Genomic DNA, 22003 nt, shown 5'->3' with positions numbered 1-22003 from the left:
AATATATATAACGCAACCCGCAAGGCCCCCGGCCACAAAGGATTGCTTCATGCAAAGATTTGCCCGCTATTTCCCGATTCTGACATGGGCCAAAACCTATGACCGCGATACCGCGACGTCCGACATGGTCGCCGCGGTCATTGTAACCATCATGCTGATCCCGCAATCACTGGCCTATGCCTTGCTAGCGGGATTACCGGCAGAAATGGGGCTTTATGCGTCGATCCTGCCTTTGATCGCCTATGCGATTTTCGGCACAAGCCGGGCGTTGTCCGTGGGGCCGGTGGCTGTGGTATCACTCATGACAGTCGCCGCGATTGGCAATCTCGGTCTATCCGACCCCGCTCAGATCGCTATGGCGGCTATCACATTGGCATTTATCTCGGGCGTGATCCTGCTTGCTATGGGCGTGTTGCGGTTGGGTTTCCTCGCAAACTTCCTAAGCCATCCCGTCATTGCCGGGTTCATAACGGCGTCTGGTTTGTTGATCGCCGCCTCCCAGCTGAAACACATCTTTGGGGTCGAGGTGCATGGACACACCTTGCCACAGGTCTTGGGCGATCTGTGGGCCCATTTGGGGCAAACAAACGTGTTTACGGTGTTGATCGGTGTCGCAGCCGTTAGCTTCCTGTTCTGGGTGCGCAAAGGGCTCAAACCTTTGCTGCTGTCCAAAGGGCTGACCCCGCGCATGGCGGATGTCTTGACCAAGGCAGGACCGGTCGCCGCGGTGGTCGCCACGGTTGTAGTCACATGGCTGTTTGGGCTAAACGCCCATGGCGTCAAAATCGTTGGTGAAGTCCCCATGGGCCTCCCCCCCCTTAGCGCACCAAGTTTGTCCCCCGATCTATGGAGCCAACTATTTCTGTCGGCGCTGCTCATATCGGTCATTGGGTTTGTCGAAAGCGTGTCCGTGGCGCAAACTTTGGCGGCCAAGAAACGTCAACGGATCGACCCGGATCAAGAATTGATCGGCCTTGGGGCGTCAAACGTCGCGGCCTCGATAAGCGGTGGGTATCCCGTCACCGGCGGATTTGCCCGCTCTGTCGTCAACTTTGACGCTGGGGCGGAAACGCCAGCTGCCGGGGCCTATACCGCCATTGGCATCGCGCTTGCCGCGCTTTTGTTGACGCCCCTCTTGTACTTTCTCCCCAACGCAACACTGGCTGCAACGATCATCGTCGCAGTGCTAAGCTTGGTCGACTTTTCGATCCTGAAAAAAGCCTGGGGCTATTCCAAAGTCGATTTCGCCGCCGTCGCCGCAACGATCATTTTGACCCTTGGGTTTGGTGTTGAAACGGGCGTCTCCGCCGGTGTGATCCTGTCGATTGCGCTCCATCTATACAAAACATCGCGCCCGCATGTGGCCGAGGTCGGCCTTGTTCCCGGAACCCAGCATTTCCGCAACATTCTGCGTCATGAGGTCGAAACCGACCCGCAGATCGTAACCTTGCGGGTCGATGAAAGCCTCTATTTCGCCAATGCCCGATTCCTTGAGGATTACGTTCTTAACCGCATCGCCGGAGACGCGGAGGTGTCGCATGTGGTGCTGATGTTCCCGGCTGTGAACGAGGTCGATATGAGCGCGCTTGAAACGCTTGAGGAACTGAACCGTCGGTTGGAGGAAATGTCGATCAAGCTGCATCTGACCGAGGTCAAAGGCCCGGTGATGGATCGTCTCAAGCGGTCTCACTTTTTGGACGAGCTCACCGGCGAGGTGTTCCTATGTCAGTATGACGCCTGGATCGCTCTGGGGCAGCGGATCAAGGCGGGTGCGCCCAAAGGGGCCAAGCAAGAAGGCCTCGTTGCCGAGTAAAAGCACCGGGTAGAGCGGGCGACCAAAGCCCGCACCGCCATCCACATTGACACGGTTGCCACGATGCTTGGGCATTTCGATGGCTGTGTGACCATGCACCACGAGACGGCCATGGTCGCGCGGATCATCCAGAAAATCACCCCGAATCCAGATCAGATCCTCGGGGTCTTGATGATCAAGAGGAACACCGGGACGAATACCGGCATGAGCAAAAATATGGTCAGCGGTTTCGTAAAGGCGCGGCAAACTGGCAAGCCAATCTACATGTTCTTGAGGAATGGCGCGCATCGCTTTTTCGCGAATGTCTACGTTGCTATCGCTGGCACGCACGTCCACACCATATGACGCTAAGGTTTCCAACCCGCCGATCTTGGGAAGAAACCAGCGGGTTCGACTACCATCCTTTGGCAAGTCAGGGGTCGCTCCCAAAAACCGCACCATATAGTCATCGTGATTGCCAAGCAGACAGGTCCAATCCTTGCCACTGGCCTGCCCCTGCATCAGCGTTTTCAAGACCGCCTGACTATCGGGTCCGCGATCAATGTAATCGCCAACAAACACAATGGGCGCACTGGCACAGGCATCCCGCGCAATGCTCTCTAGCGCCATGTCGAGTTGGTCAATTTGCCCGTGAATGTCACCGACAACAAAAACAGGATCAGACATAGGCCGCCCCTTAAAAATGTGACTATGGGCTGCGGTTAAATTAGCGGAAAAGAATATGCAAAGAAAAACGCCGCCCCGGTTAGGGCGGCGCTTTGAAAGCTTGGACTAGGCGACGTCAAACTGCAGCGGTTTGACCTGTTTGAACATGCCCGTGTCGCCCAGCTTGGCGATCACATCCGCCGGAACCGGCGCATCGACATAAAGCAGCGCAATTGCACCACCGCCCACTTCGGAGCGGCCAAGGGTAAAGTTGGCGATATTCACGCCGTGTTCGCCCATTGTCTGGCCCAAGGTACCGATGATGCCCGGCACGTCCTTGTTGGTGGTGTAAAGCATATGCGCGCCAACTTCGGCGTCGATATTGATGCCTTTGATCTGGATAAAGCGCGGTTTGCCGTCGCTAAACACAGTCCCGGCCACCGAACGCTCCATATCGTCGGTCACAACAGTGATCTTGATATAGCCGTCAAAGGTGCCTGCCTTGTCTTGGTTGGTCGTGCTGATCTGAATGCCGCGCTCTTTGGCGACAACAGGGGCCGAGACCATGTTCACATCAGGGTTGGCCTTTTTCATGATCCCGGCAATGGCGCTACAGTTCAGTGCCTCAAGGTTCATTTCAGCGGCAACGCCGTCATAGAGGATATTGATGGCTTTGATCGGCTCGTCGGTCATCTGACCGGCGAATGCGCCGAGATGCTCGGCCAGTTTGATCCATGGACCCATAACCTTGGCTTCTTCGGCGGTCACAGACGGCATGTTCAGCGCGTTTTCAACCGCACCGGTCAGCAGGTAGTTCGACATTTGGTCGGCAACCTGAAGGGCTACGTTTTCTTGGGCTTCGGTTGTCGCCGCACCAAGGTGCGGGGTGCAGACAACGTTGGGCAGGTTGAACAAGGCGTTCTCTTTGGCGGGCTCTTCCTTGAACACGTCAAAGGCCGCACCGGCAACGTGACCGGATTTCAGCAGCTCGGCCAGCGCCTCTTCGTCAACCAGACCACCGCGGGCACAGTTGATGATGCGCACGCCTTTCTTGGTTTTGGCAAGGTTCTCAGCGCTCAGGATGTTTTCGGTCACACCGGCAATGAACGGAACATGCAGGGTGATGAAATCAGAGCGGCTCAGCAGGTCGTCCAGCTCAACCTTTTCAACGTGCATTTTTTCGGCTTTTTCGTCCGAGAGGAAGGGATCATAAGCGATGACCTTCATCTTGAGGCCGCGCGCACGATCACAAACGATGCCACCAATGTTGCCCGCACCAATAACGCCCAGCGTTTTGTTGGTTAGCTCAACACCCATGAACTTGGACTTTTCCCATTTACCGGCATGGGTAGATTCCGATGCCTCTGGGATCTGGCGGGCCACGGCGAACATCATCGCGATAGCGTGCTCGGCTGTAGTGATCATGTTGCCAAACGGCGTGTTCATCACGATCACGCCCTTTTTGGACGAGGCTTCTTTGTCAACGTTGTCGGTGCCGATACCGGCGCGTCCGATGACTTTCAGGTTGTCGGCTTTTTCAAGCAGAGCAGCCGTGGCCTTGGTCGCCGAGCGAATGGCAAGACCGTCGTACTGACCGATGATTTCTGCCAGCTTTTCTTTGTCTTTGCCCAGTTCGGGCATGAAATCAACGTCGATGCCGCGATCGCGGAAAATCTGAACGGCGGTTTCGGAGAGTTTGTCGGAGACGAGAACTTTGGGGGCCATGATAGTGGTCCTTGAATATAGGGAGGGAACGGGGCCGCGCATGGGGCCCCGCGTTTTCACCAGAATGTCTTAGGCTTGCGCGTCGATTTCGGCGGCAAAGGCGTATTCGAGCCAAGGCAACATCGCCTCAATGTCGGCGGTCTCGATTGTGCCACCACACCAGATGCGCAGACCGGCAGGCGCATCGCGATAGGCACCTACGTCCAACGCAACACCTTCGGCCTCAAGCCGCTTGGCGATCGCTTTGGCAAAGGCGGCACCGTCTTTGATGCGGTCATCTGTGAACTTCAGGCAGACCGATGTGTTCGACCGTGTCGCCGGATCAATCGCAAGGTTGGCGATCCAATCACGCGCTTCACAGAAATCCCAAACGGCTTTGGCATTGGCTTCGGCGCGATTGATCAGACCCTTGAGGCCGCCAACAGACCGCGCCCAATCCAGCGCAACCAAGTAATCTTCGACGCAAAGCATCGACGGTGTGTTGATCGTCGCACCGGTAAAGATACCGTCGATCAGCTTGCCACCTTTGGTCAGGCGGAAGATTTTTGGCAGCGGCCAAGCGGGTGTGTAGCTTTCGAGACGCTCTACAGCGCGTGGGGACAGGATCAGCACGCCGTGTGCCGCTTCGCCACCCAGAACTTTCTGCCAAGAGAAGGTGGTTACATCCAGTTTGTCCCAAGGCAGGTCCATCGCGAAGGCCGCCGATGTGGCGTCGCAGATGGTCAGACCGTCGCGGTCTGCCGGGATCGCATCGCCATTTGGAACCCGCACACCCGAGGTGGTGCCGTTCCAAGTAAAGACAACGTCATTGTTAAAGTCGATGGTCGCGAAATCGACGATCTCACCGTAATCGGCGGTTTTGACCTCGGCGTCGATTTTCAGCTGTTTGACAACATCGGTGACCCAGCCAGAGCCAAAGCTTTCCCAAGCCACCATCTCGGCCTTGCGTGCACCGAGCATCGACCACATCGCCATTTCCATCGCGCCAGTGTCGGACGCAGGAACGATACCGATTTTATAATCAGCGGGGATGCCCAGAAGCTCGCGCGTCTCTTCGATCGCGGCTTTCAGCTTGGATTTGCCAATTGCGGCACGGTGCGAGCGACCCAAAGGCGCGTCAGCAAGTTTATCCAGCGAGAATGTGGGGATTTTGGCGCAGGGGCCGGAAGAAAAACGCGGGTTAGCCGGCCGCGCGGCAGGTTTAGTCATAGCCATTGATGCTATCCTTACAGATAATCGCCCTTCGTTGGGGAAGGGTGTCCCACTGCCGGACCTATCCGTCGCCTTGCGATCACGCAAGTCGGAAAATTGCGGAAAATGGCCGTTTTCGACTTATGGAGGAAATCTGTTGGAGCGGATCGGAAACATGAAGCCGCCGTTAACACGGATCAAAGCCGCGCCAATCCACCCTCGACAAAATCGGCTGCTAGCTCTGCATACTCTTGACGAGAAAGGCCTTTTCCCGGCCGGTGCCACATGTAAAACCAATTGAGGATGCCATACACCGTCATGGTCGCGGCCCTCAATCGCTCGGGGTCCATCCCCGGCTTGACCGCTTCAATTGCGACACTCATCGCCTCAACAAGATAGCGCTGCGCCGCCAAAAGAGGGGCCTGCATATCGGATGGAAGCGCAGACAATGATTCGAGCTGCAGCTTGTGTTCCGCATCTGCATCTTCATAGGAATCCAGAATTGCGGCGATAAGGGCACGCAGGCCCTTGGGCGCACTGTCTTCGACAACGCTTACCAAATCGGTCAAATGCGCCTCAAGAATGTCGAACAAAAGAGCCTCTTTGCTGTCGTGATAATGGTAAATCAACGCCTTGGAGACACCGATTTCCCGCGCGGCTCCATTCATCGACGCACGATCAAACCCGTGCCGCGCAAAATAGGCCGCGGCCCCTTTGCGCAGGGCCTCACGTTTTTCGTCATGGTTTCGGGCTATTCCGCGCGGCATTTTATGTCCTCTGTTGGCGGGTCGGTCTCTACCCAGCGCCCCCCAATTTGAAAAGCGCTTGATGGGACGGTGGGTGGGGCGGCGCTCGCACGCGAGCAAGCGTCACCCCGTCCCGTCAATCCTTGGGCCGATTGTCGACAATCCGCACCGCTTTGCCTTGGCTACGTGCCACGCCACCGGGCGAATCCACGTCAACCTTGACCGATATACCAACCACCTGTTTGACCTTGGCCGCCAGCTCTTTACCGGCCATATCACCAAGCTCCACCGTATCAGGTAGTGTCTCAACCTTGACCCGCATCTCATCCTTGTGCCCCACTCGGTTCAGCTCAAGCTGGAAGTGCGGAGCAAGCGACGCCACCTGCATCAATTGCTCTTCGATCTGGGTCGGGAAGACGTTGACGCCGCGCAAAATGATCATGTCATCACTGCGTCCCGTTACCTTTTCCATCCGCCGCATTGACCGCGCCGTTCCCGGCAAAAGCCGTGTCAAATCGCGTGTCCGATAGCGGATGATTGGAAACGCTTGTTTGGTCAGCGAGGTAAAGACCAACTCGCCCATTTCGCCATCTTCTACCACCTCACCGGTCTCCGGGTTGATGATCTCAGGATAGAAATGATCCTCCCAAATATGCAGCCCATCTTTGGTTTCCACACATTCGTTGGCGACACCGGGACCGATGACTTCAGACAGCCCATAAATATCCACCGCGTGCATATCAAAGGCCTCTTCGATCTCAAGACGCATGGCGTTAGTCCAGGGTTCCGCCCCGAAAATCCCAACCTTGAGCGGGCTTTTGCGTGGGTCCAGCCCCTGCGCGGCGTATTCGTCGATAATCGACAGCGCATAGGATGGCGTGACCGTCATACCGGTTGCACCGAAATCCTCGATCAATCGAACTTGGCGTTGAGTCATCCCACCCGAAATTGGCACCGTTGTTAGACCAAGTTTCTCGGCCCCGCCATGGACACCAAGACCGCCGGTAAACAAGCCATATCCATAGGCATTGTGCAGCACATCACCAGGACGCAACCCCGAGGCCCGCAAACAGCGCGCCACAACCGACCCCCACATATCAAGGTCATCGCGGGTATAGCCCACAACCGTTGGCTGGCCCGTCGTGCCCGAAGACGCATGCACGCGGATCACCTGTTCGCGCGGCACGGCGAACATCCCAAATGGGTAATTCGCCCGCAGATCGCCTTTTACGGTGAACGGAAACTTGGCCAAATCCGAAAGCGTTTTGAGATCATCCGGATGCACACCGGCATCGTCAAACGCCTTCTTATAATGCGGTACATTCTCATAGGCGTGCCGCAGCGACCATTTCATCCGTTCTAACTGCAACGCAGAAATCTCATCGCGTGAAGCGATTTCAATCGGGTCCAGATTCTCTTTGCGAGGTGTCAGATCCTCCATGGCGCGTCCTCCTCCGACTTGCCGATATGTCTTTAGCTCAGGCGTTCCATCACCAAAGCAATCCCCTGCCCCACACCAATACACATGGTGCAGAGTGCATATTTCCCACCGGTCTCCTGCAACGTATGGCCCGCCGTCAGCGCCAAGCGCGCACCCGACATCCCCAAGGGATGGCCCAGCGCAATCGCGCCGCCGTTCGGGTTCACATGCGCCGCATCATCCGCTAGCCCAAGGTCACGCATGACCGCGAGACCTTGCGATGCAAAGGCTTCGTTGAGCTCAATTGAGTCCATCTGGCCGATATTCAAACCCAACCGATCCAACAGCTTTTTCGAGGCCGGGGCCGGGCCAAAGCCCATGATCCGTGGTGGCAACCCCGCCGTCGCACCACCCAGAATACGGGCAACCGGGGTTAGCCCATGTTTCTCTGCCGCTTCTGGCGAGGCGATAATCAAAGCGGCCGCGCCGTCATTCACACCCGAAGCATTTCCCGCCGTCACACTACCGCCATCGCGAAACGGGGCGCGCAAGCTGGCCAGCTTTTCCAAAGATGTCAGGCGCGGATGCTCATCCGTATCCACAACAATAGGGTCGCCTTTGCGCTGGGGAATGCTCACCGGAGTGATTTCCCGCGCCAAACGCCCCGAGGCTATCGCCGCCGCTGCTTTTTCTTGCGAGCGATAGGCAAATGCGTCCTGATCAGCCCGTGAAATGTTGAAGTCTTCGGCGACATTCTCGGCGGTTTCCGGCATGGAATCGACGCCGTATTGCGCCTTCATCTGCTTGTTGATGAACCGCCATCCGATAGTTGTGTCATGGATTTCAGCCTGACGGGAAAAGGCGCTGGTGGCTTTGCCTTGCACAAAAGGCGCGCGCGACATGCTTTCGACGCCCCCCGCCAAAACCACCTCGGCCTCGCCGCATTTGACCGCCCGTGCCGCCATCATCACCGCATCAAGGCCCGATCCACAGAGCCGATTGACGGTGACACCCGGCACGTCCTCACCTAATCCGGCCAGCAATGCCGACATGCGTGCCACGTTGCGGTTGTCTTCGCCCGCTTGGTTGGCACAGCCCATGATGACCTCATCAATCGGGAGACCTTCGGGCACAACGGCGCGCATCACACCAGCCAGTAAATCATCCGGGCGCACCGAAGACAAAGCTCCACCATAGCGGCCAATAGGTGTTCTGCTGCCCTGACAAAGCCATGCTTCACGCATCTAAACTCTCCTGAAAGTGATTTCCTTTGACGGTGCGGGACAAACCCCGCATCAACGCCACCTTGCGATCATCCTCGCCCGTGACCGTGACGTCATAAACGCCAGATCGGCCCGGCTTGGCTTGCTCGATCGCCGTCGCGGTCAGCCTCTCACCGGCCTTGCCCGGCAGGAGATAGGTCACCTGACATTCCTGCCCAACCGTGATTTCGTTGTAGCTATTGCAGGCAAAAGCAAAGGCGCTATCGGCCAGCGTAAAGATGAACCCGCCATGGCACGAACCATGACCGTTCAAGAATTCGGGTCGAACAATCATCGACAACACCGCCCGCCCCGGACCGACCTCGTCGATCCGCATCCCAAGGTTTTGACTGGCCGTATCCGTGGCCCACATGGCCTCGGCCGACCGCTCGGCGCGCTCTTGTGGTGTCATGATGTCCTCCTGTCGCCACGATGCACAAAGCCGACCGCGCGGTCAAGTATGTTGATTTCTGTTTTTGTTTGGACCATGGTGCACCGCAACACGGCCCCGGATAAGGCCAATTGCGGAGGACACAGAATGCTGGAACCAAATAGCTTTGCCTATGGGCGCTGGATCACCCCCGGCGCATCGGCCAAAAACATCATCAGCCCAGTCAACGGTGCGGCAATAGCCCGCGCCGGCGGCAGCGAGTTGGATTTTGGGGCGATGATCACCCACGCCACACAGGTTGGCGGCCCAGCATTGCGTGCGATGACCTTCCATCAGCGTGCCAAAATGCTCAAAGCCTTGGCAATCTACCTCGATACACGCAAAGAAGAGCTTTATGCGATCAACCCGCTGACCGGGGCAACGCGCAAGGATGGCGGCATCGACATTGATGGCGGTATCATCACCATGATGGTTATCGCCTCAAAAGGTCGACGCGAAATGCCAGATGGGCATGTTTACGTTGATGGCGATATCGAACAGGTTTCGCGCAAGGGCACCTTTTTGGCCCAGCATATTGCGACGCCATTGCAAGGGGTTGCGGTACATATCAACGCCTTCAACTTCCCGGTTTGGGGGATGTTGGAAAAGCTGGCACCGACTCTGTTGGCTGGCGTGCCCGCTATCGTGAAACCCGCCACGCAGACCTGTTTTTTAACAGAAGCCTGTGTGCGGATGATCGTCGAGTCGGGCATTTTACCAGACGGCGCGTTGCAGCTCATCGTTGGCGGCACCGGCGATCTTCTGGACCGTCTCGGCCCACAGGACGTGGTGGCCTTTACCGGTTCGGCTGATACTGCGTTCAAACTGCGCAGCAATCCCAACATCATGCGCAATTCCACCCGCTTCACGGCGGAACAAGACAGCCTTAACGCCTCGATTCTTGGCCCTGATGCCGTTGCTGGAACACCCGAGTTTGACCTGTTCATCAAGCAAGCCGCATCGGAGATGACCACCAAGGCCGGGCAAAAATGTACCGCTATTCGTCGGATGATTGTTCCCGAAGGTCAGATGGATGCCGTCACCGAAGCCCTGTCTGAACGGCTCAAGAAGATCACCATTGGTGACCCGGCGGGCGACGCGCGTATGGGGGCATTGGTTTCCGGCGGGCAACGGGCAGATGTGCTTGAAAAGGCGGCGATGATTGGCACCGAGGCCGAACAGGTTCTTGACCAAAACGCCTTTGACGTGCCCGATGGCCCCGGCTTCCTTGCCCCGATGTTATTCCGTTGCGCCGATCCGGACGGTGCGCAAAATATCCATGCGATCGAGGCCTTTGGCCCGGTGTCGACGCTGCTGCCTTATCGCGACACAGCGCATGCAGCGGAACTCGCCAATCGTGGCCAAGGCTCTCTTGTTGCATCGCTCATCACGCATGACCCACAGGTTGCACGCGACGTGACCCTATCTAGCGCCGCGTGGCATGGCCGTTTGTACATCAGCGACCGTGCTAGCATGGGCGAAGGCACCGGCCACGGCTCCCCCCTTCCCCATCTTGTCCATGGCGGCCCCGGTCGCGCCGGTGGCGGCGAAGAGCTTGGCGGGGTGCGCGGCGTATTGCACTACATGCAACGCACCGCCATCCAAGGCGGCCCGGATGTTTTGACCGCGATCACCGGCCAATGGGTGCCGGGGTCCAAGCAGATAACCGGCCCGGATCATCCCTTCCAACGCACCTTCCGCGAGATTGAGATTGGTGAAACCATTGTCACCGATCCGCGCGAAGTCACCTTGGCCGATATCGAAAAATTCGCTCATTTCACCGGTGATACGTTTTACGCGCATATGGATGACGACGCGGCCAAGGCCAACCCGTTCTTTCCCGGTCGTGTGGCGCATGGCTATCTGCTGCTTAGCTTTGCCGCCGGTCTGTTTGTTCAACCGGACCCCGGCCCGGTTCTGGCCAATACCGGTTTGAACAGCCTGAGCTTTCAAAAGCCAGTAAGCCCCGGCGACACCGTTCATGTGCGCCTAACTGCCAAGCGCAAGACACAGCGCACCGACGAATATGGCGAAGTGGCGTGGAATGTGACCCTGTTCAATCAGGACGCGGAGCAGGTGGCGCAGTATGAATTGCTCACCATGGTCTCATACGAGCGCTAACGCGGTTGCACATGGGCAACAAGCCTTTAGACTCAGGGGTATGGATCCGCTTCAACCCCTGATCGACACCCTACATTCCGACGGGCGACCCCGTGTTTGGTCGCTTGTCATTACCGTTTTTGGCGATAGCGTTCAGTTGCGCGGCGGGCGGGTTCCTGCGGTGCGTTTGAACCGGTTGTTGGGCCGGATTGGCATTGAATCCGGGGCGCTGCGCACGTCGCTATCGCGATTGTCGCGTGATGGCTGGGTCGAGGGCCGCAAATCCGGTCGCACAAGCAGTTACGCGCTAACCCCATCCGGCACCGCACAGTTCGGCCCCGCAACGGCCCGCATCTATGCGGCACCGCGCAACGGCCCCGTTGCGGACTGGACCTTTTCGACGCAAGAAGTTGCCGGCGCGCTCCGGGTTGCAGGCGGCTGGCTTTCACCGTCCAAAGTCACAACATCCGGTTTCCAAATCACCGGCAGCCTGTCCAAAAACAGCGCCGATGACATCTGGAACAACTTGGCATCCGATCATGTGGCCGCGCTTGGTAAGCTAGCCGATGACCTCGCGACCCTTGCAGGACTTGACCCAGACCCGATAGGCGCCGCCGCCGCGCGCACGTTGCTTATCCACCGCTGGCGGCGTTTGGTTTTGCGTCACCCCGAAGTCCCCGCCGAGCTAACCCCTGCGGATTTTGCACCGGGTGACATTCACCGCGCCGTGGCCGATGCCTATGCGCGTTTGACACCCATGGCTGAACAATGGCTCGACCTTGCCCAAGGGGATATGCCCGCCATGCCCAACGCCACGCCCGCCCTCGCAAAACGATTTGGTCAGGCGTAATTCACTTGATCCTAACGTAAAACAGCGCAACCTTGAGATATGAACAGTCTGACACCTTTTCCTGGCGGCCCCAAAAGCAACGAGGTCGTCGCCTTCCAACGCCCCGAATTGGGGGTGATCATGTCCCTCTATGGCCGCATGGTCGCCGCGGGCGAATGGCGGGACTATGGCATATCGACCTTGCGCGACGTCGCCGTTTTCTCTGTCTTCCAACGCACCGCTGAACATCCGCTTTATCGCATCGAAAAGCGGCCAAAGCTGCGCAACAAACAGGGCGAGTACGCGATTTTCGGGGCCGACGGCCAGGTGTTGAAACGTGGCCATGACCTGAAAGCTGTACTGCGCGTTCTTGAGCGTAAACTCATCCGCGCAGTGAAGTAATCAGCGCGACAGCATCGCGCAAAGCAGTTCAAACATGACGGAAACACCCAAGAACGCGGTTCCGCCGCCTTCATCAAAGGGCGGCGACACCTCGACCATATCGGCACCGACAATGTTCAACCCATAAAGCTCGCGGCACACTTGCAGCGCCTGAAAACTATTCGGGCCACCGACTTCGGGTGTTCCCGTTCCGGGCGCAAAGGTCGGGTCAACGAAATCAATGTCGTAACTAATATAGGTCGGCTTTTGCCCAACGATGTCACGCGCCTCGGACATCACATCGGGAACACCACGGGCAAAAAACTCTTCGATCGTAATGATGCGAATGCCATTGGCGGCGGCAAAATCGCGATCTTCACTATCATACATCGTGCCACGAATACCGATTTGTACGATGCGCTTGGGGTCTAAAAGCCCTTCTTCAACGGCCCGGCGAAACGGCGTGCCGTGTGTATACATCGTTCCGCCAAAATAGGAATGGAACAGGTCGGTGTGGCTGTCAAAATGCACCATGCCCAAGGAGCCATCTTTGGCCAAAGCGCGCAAAACGGGAAGCGAGGTCAGATGATCCCCACCGGCCGTCAGAGGCCGGATGCCATTGCCGACCAGTTGATCATAAAACGCTGTGATCCGCGCCATGCTATCCTGAATATCCGCCGGGTTTGGCCCGACATCCCCCAGATCGGCGCAATTCACCATCTCAAACGGACGCATCCCCGACACCGAGTGCTGGGCACGGATCATGGTTGAGGCATCGCGAAGTTGACGCGGGCCGTGCCGCGGACCGGGTCGATTGGTTGTGCCACTGTCCCAAGGTACGCCGACCAAGCCAACATCGACGTCACCAAAGCGTGGGTGATCGGGGGCGACATGAGGTAGGCGCATAAATGTCGGCACCCCCGCAAAGCGCGGCAAATCAAACCCCGAGATCGGGTGGAAAAACGGATCGGATGTCATGGGGCACCTTTTGTCTGAACACATCTATGATTGCAGGCTTTGCCGGTGAGGCAAGCCTAAATCTTTTCTCAAAAGATTTGCAAATTCCTTGCAAGGAATTTGGTCGCGCGTGCCGCGATGTTGCTCACATCATAATCCGGGCACGGCGCGTGACCGGGCCATCACCTTGCTCAGCTATGCGTGAAATTGCATCTTGGATCGGCTCATAGGCCACGGCCATATGGTGGGCATTCGCATGGATAAGCGTCTCACTGTCCACAGCCATGGCCACATGCCCCTTCCAAAAGAACAAATCCCCGCGCTTTGAGGCGGTTCCCGGCACAAGCGTTTCACCCAAGGCTTGCTCTTGCTGATCACTGTCGCCGGGACACGGACGACCACATGCCAGTAAAGCCGCCTGAACAAGGCCTGAGCAATCTATGCCAAAGGATGAATTCCCGCCCCAAAGGTAGGGTGATCCAAGAAACAATTGGGCAACTTTGACTGGGTCGCCAAACTGGTGATCCGCGGCACACAGGTGGTTGGCAGGGACAAACCCATCTCGAGGAATGAGACCCTGAGAAATCGCAACCTTCGCCCATCCATCCGATTGATCGATAACGGTGAATGCCGCCCCAAAGGGCAGAGGCGTAACCTCTCCCATGGTTTTCAAACCCGGCGTCGATTTGGCATAGCTACGCGCTACACAGACTGTGTGTGTCGGGGAAGTATTAGGCGCGGCAATCACATCATCGGCTTGTAGCCAGCCGACATAGCCATCCCGCTCTGCAAACCCAAAAACCTTGGAGCCTTCGATATCCAAAACCGTAAACGTTTCACCACGCAAGAGTTGACGGTCGCGGTTGCCTTTCGCTGACAACAGATCCGCGACTTCGCTTCGGACACGATGTGGCTCCCCGTCAACGAACTTGTCGACCTCAACCTTGCCGCGCAAAGACACATGCGCGACGCGGCCATTGCTCGGGGTTAGGCGGCGGTCCATCACAGCCGCAAGGCCTTGGGCAACGCGGCGAAAATAGCGCGGCTGCCTTGACCAAGGCCGCCTTTGCTCCGACCCGGTTCGGGTTTTGGCTGCCACCCGTAAATGTCAAAATGTACATAATTATGCGCCTGATCCACGAACCGGCGCAGGAAAAGAGCGGCGGTGATGCTTCCTGCGAAACCGCCCGCCGGCGCATTATCAAGGTCGGCAATGCCGGGTTCGATCATCGCCTCGTAGGGGTCCCAAAACGGCATGCGCCACAAGGGATCTGCTGCGCCGGTTCCCTGTCCAGCCAGCTCCAAGGCAAGCGTGTCATCGTCACAATAGAACGGGGCCAAATCCGGGCCAACGGCAACACGCGCCGCGCCGGTCAGGGTTGCCATAGAAATCATCAGGTCGGGTTTTTCTTCGTCACCCAAAGCCAAAGCATCGGCCAACACCAAACGCCCTTCGGCATCGGTATTGTTGATCTCAACCGTCAAGCCTTTGCGCGATGTCAGGATATCACCGGGGCGAAAACTATTACCAGCAACGGCATTCTCAACGGCGGGGATAAGAACACGCAATTGGACGGCCAGCCCAGATTGCATGATCATATGCGCCAGCCCGAGTACATTCGCCGCGCCGCCCATGTCTTTTTTCATTAGGCCCATTGAGGCCCCGGGCTTGAGGTTCAACCCACCGGTGTCAAAGCAAACCCCTTTGCCGACCAGTGTCAGACGAGGCCCAGCATCGCCCCAACGTATATCAATCAGGCGCGGCTCTTGTTCTGCGGCGCGCCCTACCGCATGGATCATCGGAAGATTTTGTTCCAACAATGCGTCGCCCGATGTGACTTCGATTTTGGCGCTATGCCGGGTCGCCAAATCCAGCGCCGCAGCCTCAAGCGCTTCCGGCCCCATATCGGCAGCAGGGGTGTTGATGAGATCCCGTGTCAGGGCTTCAGCCTCAGCCAAGACCTCAACAGACGCCGCATTAACTCCCTTTGGCGCAATCAAGTCTCGCGCGGCACCGGATTGCGATTTATATCGCTCAAACCGATAGGATTGAAGCAACCAACCTAGTGTTTCTGTTTGCAATTCATCAACTGGTAAACCGCCCTCAAGGCGGTAAACCCCCGGGGCCAAGTTTGGCACAGCTGCTGCTAGAACAAATCGGCGGCGTTTGCGCTGTACCTCTGTGCCATATCCAGCCAAAGCTGCAACCGGCGCGCCATTCTCGCCCGGAATCATTAAAGCTGATCCAATAGCCCCGGAAAATCCACTGGATTTAACCCAAGTTTGAACGTTGTCAGGTTGGTCAGGCAGCCAAACATCAAGGTCGTCGCTAGACAAAACATGTAGTGGCAGGGCCGCATCTGTCGCGGCTGAAAACTTGAGTGGCATGGGGCGTCCCTAAATCAAAGCACGCCCCAGCCTAACTTTCCTATAGCCAACCGCAAGGGGCCAACCACATTGATCGTCACCTATCCGTCAAGCGGATCAACCAAGTAGGTCATTGTGATCCCACATTGCAGTTAAAGACCGTTCTCCGATACGGGCCAAACGCGCTAGCGTCGCGGCTTCTGCAACCAAATCACCCAGCTCTAGGCAATTGATCACGTCGCGTGCAACATCAGACAGGCCCACCATGCCAATCTGATCTGCAATGGCGCTTAGCGCGCGCAGCCCTTTGTGCAAATCCTCACGCGGACCATGCACGGCCATTTCCTGTAAAGCGCATAACCTATGCGCCAGCTCTTCCATCGCGCGACAAATGACGTCTTCGGCGGCATGTGGCCCCAAATCTGCGCAAAGCGTTTCGATTTGATCTGCATTCATGCTCGGCCGTTCCATCGGCGCGAGGTACGTTACCTCTTTCACATCTCACCCCATTATTACTGCCCCCACGGCTGAAACAATCTTGCAGATGTCAGTTCCCAAAAGGTTATTCCCAAAACTCTATTTATGCGTCTTTTCTCTCGAATTTCCTGCGAATCCTCTTTAGTTACGTCGAAACACTTTCGAGATGGAGGTTCGGATGGAACATGTGCACCCTTTGCCTGAGTACCTGGTGAGACGCTACAAAGGTTGGAAAGCGACAGAGTATGCAGACAATAGCGCTTGGTTTCGCAAACTTGCCGAGGGGCAACATCCGCGCGCCATGGTGATCAGCTGCTGTGATTCTCGTGTCCACGCGACATCGCTCTTTGGCGCGGATCAGGGCGAGTTCTTCTTGCACCGCAATATTGCCAACCTTGTTCCGCCGTACCAACCCGACGGAAAGCAACACGGTACATCAGCCGCATTAGAATACGCTGTCACGGCTCTGAAAGTTGCGCATGTAATAGTCTTGGGCCATTCGCAATGTGGCGGTGTGCAGGGGTGTCTAGACATGTGCAGCGGCAAGGCCCCTCATCTAGAGGAAAAGACATCCTTTGTTGGACGTTGGATGGATATTTTGCGTCCCGGCTACGAACAGATAAAAGACGTCGCCCCTGAAGAACAGGCGCGGGCCTTGGAAAAGGAATCCATCCTGGTGTCGTTGAACAACCTCATGACATTCCCTTTTGTTCAAAAGGCTGTCGCGGCCAACAACTTGTCCCTGCACGGTCTTTGGACCGACATCGGAGCGGGCGGCCTCGAAGGGTACGACCCGAAAACAGGGGAATTTAACCCGCTGTAGCTTTGGAATATTTCCGGGGGAATGGATCGCCCCGTTTCCCCGGTTTCGAAAGATCAGGAGTCGCGATAGGGTTTCCCCTAGCGGATCGAACGGCCCTTAAGGCTGCGCTTGATCGCAATCTGAAATTATCCCAACTCGCCCGAGTGACCGCCAGGATGCATCTTGATGCTCGGTCGGCCGATGCGGTTCGCGATCTCTGCCAAAGGAATACCAAGCCCGCGGCCCGTACAAATTGCGTCTCCGTTTTCATTTAGGATAACAAGCCGCCCTTCGCGAAAACACAGGCCGTAGCCCTTTTCAGAGAATCGCGAGTCGATTTCATCCCAATTGGGGGCCGTTTCTAAAATGGGCCCCAAAAACAAACGCAAAAGCGCTTGCGTTTCGCAGTCAATTGGCCCCGGCAAACCGTTGGTCGCCTGAGCCCAGCTTTTGGTCGTATCACTATGATGTGTCATGGATTCTGCTCCTTGCCTACGGGATCAGCCTGACAAAGGAGTTTGGCGAAATTAGGGCTTGGACGACAGATTGCCGCATCATCGCTAATACCTTCTTAACCTTGGAGACGCATCGTTGAAGAATGGAAAAGCGTGCCGTCACTCTAGAGCTGCCAAAACAGGTGTGGGAGGCGTTGCAAAAACGGGATCCCTCGTTGGAGCAAGCGATAACCTCGGTTTTGCAGTCCCATGTCGCCCACAATCTGCGGATTGTAGACGCGAAAATAGACGCCACTTTCCTGCAACGTCTAAAAGGTCATTTCGAAAACGCGCGCAGTTGGCCCGAACTTCAAGGTCGACTGAAATTGATCGGCTTGACCCTTCGCGCGTCGCCCAAAGGATTAGCCCTTTTTGAAACAGACACGCGTCAACGCGTTTGCGGCCTGCAACGATTGGGATGCTCTGAATCAGAGTTGGTAAATCAGTTAGGTCGCCCATTCCCGCAGGTCGCCCAAAGATGGCATCGTGATTCGCTCATTGATAGGGCTTCGGAACCGGCCCGAACTGGATCAGGCTGCAAACAATCTTTTGCGGCCACCGCGCACAGGCGTTGAAAAAGGCGATAGGCGTGACGGGCGTCCGCTTCGCTGACCTGTCAAAACATCCAAAGCCCGAAGGCGTCTTGCACGGGCTGTTTGTGCCAAAGTGCTCATGGTTTTATTCCTTTGCTGCCTCTGCCGATGTGGTCCCGGCTGGTGATCTCGTGTCACCCATGCTCAAGACTGCTTGGTCAACTGGGCAAATTCGAGACAAAGTTTGGGAATTTTTGGGCGGACCAAAGCGCATTTAGCAAACCAGAGCGACTGCGGTCCATGTCAGAGAGAGAGTGGAGAGAGTGGACCGCAGTCGTTATACCAGCACCGGGTTCGGTGCGAAAACGTAAGTGTGTCGCGCTAAGCGACGTTGGCGTTACCGGGTGAGAGACCAAAGTCACGGTCGCGCCATAATGTCCGTAAAACTCTTATAACCCGCGCCATGATTTTGTCACACTGTTTCAGAGCATAGGACCGAGTCCCTTTGGCACAGGCTGCCCTATCCATTTGAGTAGGCAGCAAAAAGGCCGATGGAAACGATCCACCGGCCTCGGTCTTGATTGTCTACAATTTAGCCCTTTTTCAAAGCTTTCTGTCCGAGAACTTCTGCAATCTGTACCGCGTTTAACGCCGCACCTTTGCGCAAGTTATCGGACACGCACCACAGGTTCAGACCATTATCAATGGTGCTGTCCTGACGGACGCGGCTGATAAATGTGGCAAAATCACCCACACATTCCTTGGGCGTCACATAGCCGCCATCTTCGCGCTTATCGATAACCATGATTCCGGGCGCTTCGCGCAGAATGTCGCGCGCTTCGTCTTCATCCAAGAACTCTTCGAACTCGATGTTAATCGATTCCGAGTGACCAACGAAAACCGGAACACGCACACAGGTGGCCGTAACCTTGATCGCCGGATCGATGATCTTTTTGGTTTCGGCGACCATCTTCCATTCTTCCTTGGTCGAGCCATCTTCCATGAAGACGTCGATATGAGGAATGACGTTGAACGCGATCTCTTTTGGATAAACCTTGGCCGGAACCTCGTTCACCGGATTGTAAACCGCCTTGGTTTGCTCCCAAAGCTCTTCCATCGCCTCTTTGCCCGAGCCGGACACAGACTGATAAGTCGATACAACCACACGTTTGATCTTGGCACGATCGTGCAGCGGCTTGAGCGCCACAACCATCTGCGCGGTCGAGCAGTTGGGATTCGCGATGATGTTCTTTTTCGTATAGCCCATCACAGCATCGGCATTACACTCTGGCACGATCAACGGAACGTCCGGATCATAGCGATACAGCGAGCTGTTATCGATCACCACACAGCCCTGCTTGGCCGCGATTGGTGCAAATTCTTTGGTGGCTGTGGACCCAACTGCGAAAAGCGCCATGTCCCAACCGGTAAAGTCAAAGGTGGCCAAATCCTTGGTCTTTAACGTCGTTTCGCCAAACGTCACCTCTGTCCCCAGTGATTTGCGCGAAGCAAGTACTGCGATTTCGTCGACGGGGAATTCCCGTTCGGCGAGGATGTTCAGCATTTCGCGGCCCACATTCCCTGTGGCACCCACGACAACGACCCTATAGCCCATTTGGCCCTCCTTAAGGATACATACGCACGCCAAGATCACCTTGGCGCGGCTCGCGCTCAATATCCGAGTGTAGGCTTTTGGAAAAGGCCTGAATCTGCCGCCAAGGGTCATCTTTGCGACTATGCAACAGGCATTTTGTCCAAAATGGCACGTTTTGAACAAAAATCGGCGCTTTCCGGCTCTGTCAAAAGTGCCTCCTTGTCCTGTAACTATTCCTTAACTTATTCAAGGCTTAGAGAATAAGCAGAAACACCCGCTAGTTGCATTTTTTGCCCATTCGGGCTAGGTAGCGGACAAAAATAACAATACTGGGGCCAAGCCCCAAGGACTGGGACGATGTTTTTTGAGCTCGTGACAAGCATGTCGCGTCAGCAGAAATCGCTGGTGTTTGCCTTTGTTGACGCTTTGGTTATCCCAGCAGCTTTACTGTTCGCCTACGTCCTAACCGATCCGTCGGCCTTTGGGTCGGCAAGCGCCATCCAAATTTTGTCTATACTTCTAGGCCTTTTGATTATTGGCGGGATGGCAGAATGGCGGCTGGGCCTCCCTCAGACCAAGCTCAACGCCTACGAAATGCGGGGAATCATACGTACGGTACCCTTGGCTGTCCTGCTTGGCGTGTCTTGCTTTGCCCTCGGCTTTGCCGTCTCCGCGCCCGTTGCCCCCGAAGTCTGCTTTGTTTTTAGCCTGCTCGTCCTGGTGTTCACTGCGACTTGGCGCATCGTGTTGCGACAAATCACGCTGGAAATTTACCGGCGTGGTTCTGATCGGATGCGTGTCTTGGTTTACGGGGCTGGGCAAACTGGCCAGCAGTTGGTTGCCGCCTTGCGTCAAGACAATGCGATTAACCCGATTGCTTTTGTTGATGACAACCCAACGTTGCAGAGCAGTATGATCGCCGGTCTCCGCGTCATCTCGCCGTCCGATATTTCTGCTCTTTCCAAAAAGAAGCCGATTGATCGCATTGTTCTAGCGATGCCGTCGTTGAACCAACCCGCTTTGGCACGGGTCGCTCAGAGCCTGCGCCACTTGGGATGCGAGATTCATGCCCTCCCTTCATTTGCGACGCTGGTCGGAGAAGGGGCGTTGAAAAGAAGCGTATCGGCCGTTTCAATTGATGACCTGCTCGGGCGAAATCAGTTGGAGAACGAACTTCCGAGCGTGAGCGAAGCCTATAGCAACCGGCGTATTCTTGTCACTGGTGCCGGGGGCTCGATTGGCTCAGAGCTATGTCGACAATTGATCGCGTGCAAACCATCCTGTGTTGTCCTGCTCGATCACTCAGAACTCGCCCTTTATAATATCGACAAGGAAATCCGGGATTTGAGCTCCGGCTTCGAAGTTGTTCCGGTCCTCGGCTCGGTCCAAAACGCCTCTCTGCTCGAAGATGTTCTTCGCGATCACAAAATCGAAGTGGTCCTGCATGCCGCCGCTTATAAACATTTGCCTTTGGTCGAGAGCAATCCGATTGCCGGTCTGACCAATAACGTTTTGGGCACAAAAACAATCGCAGACGCCGCCCGCGATGCCGGTGTCGAACGGTTTATTCTGGTGTCGTCCGACAAGGCGGTTCGCCCGACCAATGTGATGGGGGCATCAAAGCGTTTGGCCGAACTGGTGATCCAAGATCTTGCCACCCGTCATTCAAGCACCCAGTATTCCATGGTGCGGTTTGGCAATGTGTTGGGATCGAGCGGATCGGTGATCCCTCTGTTTGAGGAACAGATTGCTCGGGGGGGGCCTGTAACCCTGACTGACCCTGCTGTTACTCGCTATTTCATGACAATTTCCGAAGCCGCACGTTTGGTTTTGTTGGCCGGATCCTTTGCCCGCGGCGGTGACGTGTTTGTGTTAGATATGGGCAAGCCTGTGCCAATCCGCAAACTCGCTCGCCAAATGATCGAGGCGGCCGGATACTCCGTGAGATCGCCCGAATCCCCCAACGGTGATATCGAAATCGCAATTACCGGTCTTCGCAAAGGTGAAAAGCTCCACGAAGAGCTCCTTATTTCACCCGACATGTTGACCACGCCGCATCCGAAAATTTTACGGGCCCAGGAAACGCATCTCTCGGAATTTGAAATCGCGACTGCGATGCGGGAATTGCGAAATGCCATCGAAAGCCGGGACGAAGCTGCGGCTCGCAAGGTCATTGCGCGTTGGGTTGAGCGCCGGCTTGAGACAGAGCAGGTTCAGGACGGATCGGCCTGAACCCG

General features: G+C 56.3%; 20 protein-coding genes. 7 read left to right on the top strand and 13 right to left on the bottom strand.

Annotation, left to right across the window (positions count from 1 at the left end; all coding sequences use genetic code 11):
- The first annotated feature begins 49 nt into the window (after nt 1-49).
- Nucleotides 50-1813 (top strand): SulP family inorganic anion transporter, encoded by a 1764-nt coding sequence (locus AC5EFR_RS20075; protein WP_493577515.1) that lies wholly within the window; start codon nt 50-52, stop codon nt 1811-1813.
- Here AC5EFR_RS20075 and AC5EFR_RS20070 read toward each other — a convergent pair.
- The 7 genes from AC5EFR_RS20070 to paaI form a co-directional block, all read right to left on the bottom strand.
- Nucleotides 1721-2479, bottom strand: coding sequence for a metallophosphoesterase family protein (locus AC5EFR_RS20070; RefSeq protein WP_493577514.1), 759 nt, complete (start codon nt 2477-2479; stop codon nt 1721-1723). The genes AC5EFR_RS20075 and AC5EFR_RS20070 overlap by 93 nt on opposite strands.
- Nucleotides 2480-2584: 105 nt before the next feature.
- The gene (gene serA, locus AC5EFR_RS20065) at nt 2585-4183 is read right to left on the bottom strand and encodes a phosphoglycerate dehydrogenase (RefSeq protein WP_493577513.1); all 1599 of its coding nucleotides are present in this window, start codon (nt 4181-4183) and stop codon (nt 2585-2587) included.
- 69 nt (nt 4184-4252) lie between these two features.
- Nucleotides 4253-5398, bottom strand: a complete 1146-nt coding sequence (locus tag AC5EFR_RS20060) for a phosphoserine transaminase (protein ID WP_493577512.1) — start codon at nt 5396-5398, stop codon at nt 4253-4255.
- Between the two features lie 173 nt (nt 5399-5571).
- Nucleotides 5572-6141 carry a TetR/AcrR family transcriptional regulator gene (locus AC5EFR_RS20055; protein WP_493577511.1) on the bottom strand — a complete coding sequence of 190 codons (570 nt, stop codon included), beginning with the start codon at nt 6139-6141 and terminating at the stop codon, nt 5572-5574.
- A 115-nt stretch (nt 6142-6256) separates the two neighbouring features.
- The gene (paaK, locus tag AC5EFR_RS20050) at nt 6257-7561 is read right to left on the bottom strand and encodes a phenylacetate--CoA ligase PaaK (protein ID WP_493577510.1); all 1305 of its coding nucleotides are present in this window, start codon (nt 7559-7561) and stop codon (nt 6257-6259) included.
- Nucleotides 7562-7593: 32 nt separating this feature from the next.
- The gene (gene pcaF / locus AC5EFR_RS20045; protein ID WP_493577509.1) at nt 7594-8784 is read right to left on the bottom strand and encodes a 3-oxoadipyl-CoA thiolase; all 1191 of its coding nucleotides are present in this window, start codon (nt 8782-8784) and stop codon (nt 7594-7596) included.
- On the bottom strand, nt 8777-9214 hold the full coding sequence (paaI, locus tag AC5EFR_RS20040; protein WP_493577508.1) for a hydroxyphenylacetyl-CoA thioesterase PaaI: 438 nt from the start codon (nt 9212-9214) through the stop codon (nt 8777-8779). Before paaI ends, pcaF begins: the two co-directional genes overlap by 8 nt.
- A gap of 126 nt (nt 9215-9340) precedes the next feature.
- Between paaI and paaZ the strand changes: the two genes are divergently transcribed.
- The 3 genes from paaZ to AC5EFR_RS20025 are packed head-to-tail and all read left to right on the top strand — an operon-like array spanning nt 9341 to nt 12563.
- Complete coding sequence (paaZ, locus tag AC5EFR_RS20035; protein WP_493577507.1) at nt 9341-11353, top strand: phenylacetic acid degradation bifunctional protein PaaZ; 2013 nt, start codon at nt 9341-9343, stop codon at nt 11351-11353.
- 40 nt (nt 11354-11393) lie between these two features.
- On the top strand, nt 11394-12182 hold the full coding sequence (locus AC5EFR_RS20030) for a PaaX family transcriptional regulator C-terminal domain-containing protein (RefSeq protein WP_493577506.1): 789 nt from the start codon (nt 11394-11396) through the stop codon (nt 12180-12182).
- A gap of 39 nt (nt 12183-12221) precedes the next feature.
- Entirely contained in the window at nt 12222-12563 is a 342-nt protein-coding gene (locus tag AC5EFR_RS20025) for a DUF2794 domain-containing protein (protein WP_493577505.1), read from the top strand.
- Here the strand turns inward: AC5EFR_RS20025 and speB are convergent, their stop codons facing one another.
- From speB to AC5EFR_RS20005, 4 genes are all read right to left on the bottom strand, one after another.
- Nucleotides 12564-13520 (bottom strand): agmatinase, encoded by a 957-nt coding sequence (gene speB / locus AC5EFR_RS20020; RefSeq protein ID WP_493577504.1) that lies wholly within the window; start codon nt 13518-13520, stop codon nt 12564-12566.
- A gap of 124 nt (nt 13521-13644) precedes the next feature.
- Nucleotides 13645-14502 (bottom strand): C40 family peptidase, encoded by an 858-nt coding sequence (locus AC5EFR_RS20015; protein ID WP_493577503.1) that lies wholly within the window; start codon nt 14500-14502, stop codon nt 13645-13647.
- The gene (locus AC5EFR_RS20010) at nt 14502-15887 is read right to left on the bottom strand and encodes a leucyl aminopeptidase family protein (RefSeq protein WP_493577502.1); all 1386 of its coding nucleotides are present in this window, start codon (nt 15885-15887) and stop codon (nt 14502-14504) included. Before AC5EFR_RS20010 ends, AC5EFR_RS20015 begins: the two co-directional genes overlap by 1 nt.
- 96 nt (nt 15888-15983) lie before the next feature.
- Nucleotides 15984-16364 carry a hypothetical protein gene (locus AC5EFR_RS20005; RefSeq protein ID WP_299926612.1) on the bottom strand — a complete coding sequence of 127 codons (381 nt, stop codon included), beginning with the start codon at nt 16362-16364 and terminating at the stop codon, nt 15984-15986.
- A gap of 157 nt (nt 16365-16521) precedes the next feature.
- Here AC5EFR_RS20005 and AC5EFR_RS20000 point away from each other — a divergent pair, with 157 nt between their 5' ends.
- Nucleotides 16522-17166 (top strand): carbonic anhydrase, encoded by a 645-nt coding sequence (locus AC5EFR_RS20000; RefSeq protein WP_493577501.1) that lies wholly within the window; start codon nt 16522-16524, stop codon nt 17164-17166.
- A gap of 125 nt (nt 17167-17291) precedes the next feature.
- On the opposite strand, the gene AC5EFR_RS19995 is transcribed toward AC5EFR_RS20000, so the two are convergent.
- Nucleotides 17292-17621: a hypothetical protein gene (locus AC5EFR_RS19995; protein ID WP_493577500.1), complete on the bottom strand. Its 330-nt coding sequence runs from the start codon at nt 17619-17621 to the stop codon at nt 17292-17294.
- 122 nt (nt 17622-17743) lie between these two features.
- Between AC5EFR_RS19995 and AC5EFR_RS19990 the strand changes: the two genes are divergently transcribed.
- Nucleotides 17744-18214, top strand: coding sequence for a hypothetical protein (locus AC5EFR_RS19990; RefSeq protein WP_493577499.1), 471 nt, complete (start codon nt 17744-17746; stop codon nt 18212-18214).
- 550 nt (nt 18215-18764) lie between these two features.
- Here AC5EFR_RS19990 and AC5EFR_RS19985 read toward each other — a convergent pair.
- Nucleotides 18765-19787 (bottom strand): aspartate-semialdehyde dehydrogenase, encoded by a 1023-nt coding sequence (locus tag AC5EFR_RS19985; protein WP_493577498.1) that lies wholly within the window; start codon nt 19785-19787, stop codon nt 18765-18767.
- 336 nt (nt 19788-20123) lie between these two features.
- Between AC5EFR_RS19985 and AC5EFR_RS19980 the strand changes: the two genes are divergently transcribed.
- Nucleotides 20124-21998: a polysaccharide biosynthesis protein gene (locus AC5EFR_RS19980; protein ID WP_493577497.1), complete on the top strand. Its 1875-nt coding sequence runs from the start codon at nt 20124-20126 to the stop codon at nt 21996-21998.
- Nucleotides 21999-22003 lie beyond the last annotated feature (5 nt).

The sequence above is a fragment of the Pelagimonas sp. genome (assembly GCF_058892305.1).
The sequence above is the reverse complement of the archived record's forward strand: the minus strand, read 5'-3'. Positions and strand labels throughout refer to the sequence as shown.

Excerpts from the sequence above, each read along its gene's own strand:
- paaZ (WP_493577507.1), top strand. The coding sequence starts at position 9,341 with ATGCTGGAACCAAATAGCTTTGCCTATGGGCGCTGGATCACCCCCGGC.
- AC5EFR_RS20060 (WP_493577512.1), bottom strand. The coding sequence starts at position 5,398 with ATGGCTATGACTAAACCTGCCGCGCGGCCGGCTAACCCGCGTTTTTCT.
- AC5EFR_RS20070 (WP_493577514.1), bottom strand. The coding sequence starts at position 2,479 with ATGTCTGATCCTGTTTTTGTTGTCGGTGACATTCACGGGCAAATTGAC.
- AC5EFR_RS19995 (WP_493577500.1), bottom strand. The coding sequence starts at position 17,621 with ATGACACATCATAGTGATACGACCAAAAGCTGGGCTCAGGCGACCAAC.
- AC5EFR_RS20030 (WP_493577506.1), top strand. The coding sequence starts at position 11,394 with ATGGATCCGCTTCAACCCCTGATCGACACCCTACATTCCGACGGGCGA.
- paaI (WP_493577508.1), bottom strand. The coding sequence starts at position 9,214 with ATGACACCACAAGAGCGCGCCGAGCGGTCGGCCGAGGCCATGTGGGCC.
- AC5EFR_RS20075 (WP_493577515.1), top strand. The coding sequence starts at position 50 with ATGCAAAGATTTGCCCGCTATTTCCCGATTCTGACATGGGCCAAAACC.
- AC5EFR_RS20010 (WP_493577502.1), bottom strand. The coding sequence starts at position 15,887 with ATGCCACTCAAGTTTTCAGCCGCGACAGATGCGGCCCTGCCACTACAT.
- AC5EFR_RS19980 (WP_493577497.1), top strand. The coding sequence starts at position 20,124 with ATGTTTTTTGAGCTCGTGACAAGCATGTCGCGTCAGCAGAAATCGCTG.
- paaK (WP_493577510.1), bottom strand. The coding sequence starts at position 7,561 with ATGGAGGATCTGACACCTCGCAAAGAGAATCTGGACCCGATTGAAATC.
- AC5EFR_RS19990 (WP_493577499.1), top strand. The coding sequence starts at position 17,744 with ATGGAAAAGCGTGCCGTCACTCTAGAGCTGCCAAAACAGGTGTGGGAG.
- pcaF (WP_493577509.1), bottom strand. The coding sequence starts at position 8,784 with ATGCGTGAAGCATGGCTTTGTCAGGGCAGCAGAACACCTATTGGCCGC.
- AC5EFR_RS20015 (WP_493577503.1), bottom strand. The coding sequence starts at position 14,502 with ATGGACCGCCGCCTAACCCCGAGCAATGGCCGCGTCGCGCATGTGTCT.
- AC5EFR_RS20025 (WP_493577505.1), top strand. The coding sequence starts at position 12,222 with ATGAACAGTCTGACACCTTTTCCTGGCGGCCCCAAAAGCAACGAGGTC.
- speB (WP_493577504.1), bottom strand. The coding sequence starts at position 13,520 with ATGACATCCGATCCGTTTTTCCACCCGATCTCGGGGTTTGATTTGCCG.
- AC5EFR_RS20000 (WP_493577501.1), top strand. The coding sequence starts at position 16,522 with ATGGAACATGTGCACCCTTTGCCTGAGTACCTGGTGAGACGCTACAAA.
- serA (WP_493577513.1), bottom strand. The coding sequence starts at position 4,183 with ATGGCCCCCAAAGTTCTCGTCTCCGACAAACTCTCCGAAACCGCCGTT.
- AC5EFR_RS20055 (WP_493577511.1), bottom strand. The coding sequence starts at position 6,141 with ATGCCGCGCGGAATAGCCCGAAACCATGACGAAAAACGTGAGGCCCTG.
- AC5EFR_RS19985 (WP_493577498.1), bottom strand. The coding sequence starts at position 19,787 with ATGGGCTATAGGGTCGTTGTCGTGGGTGCCACAGGGAATGTGGGCCGC.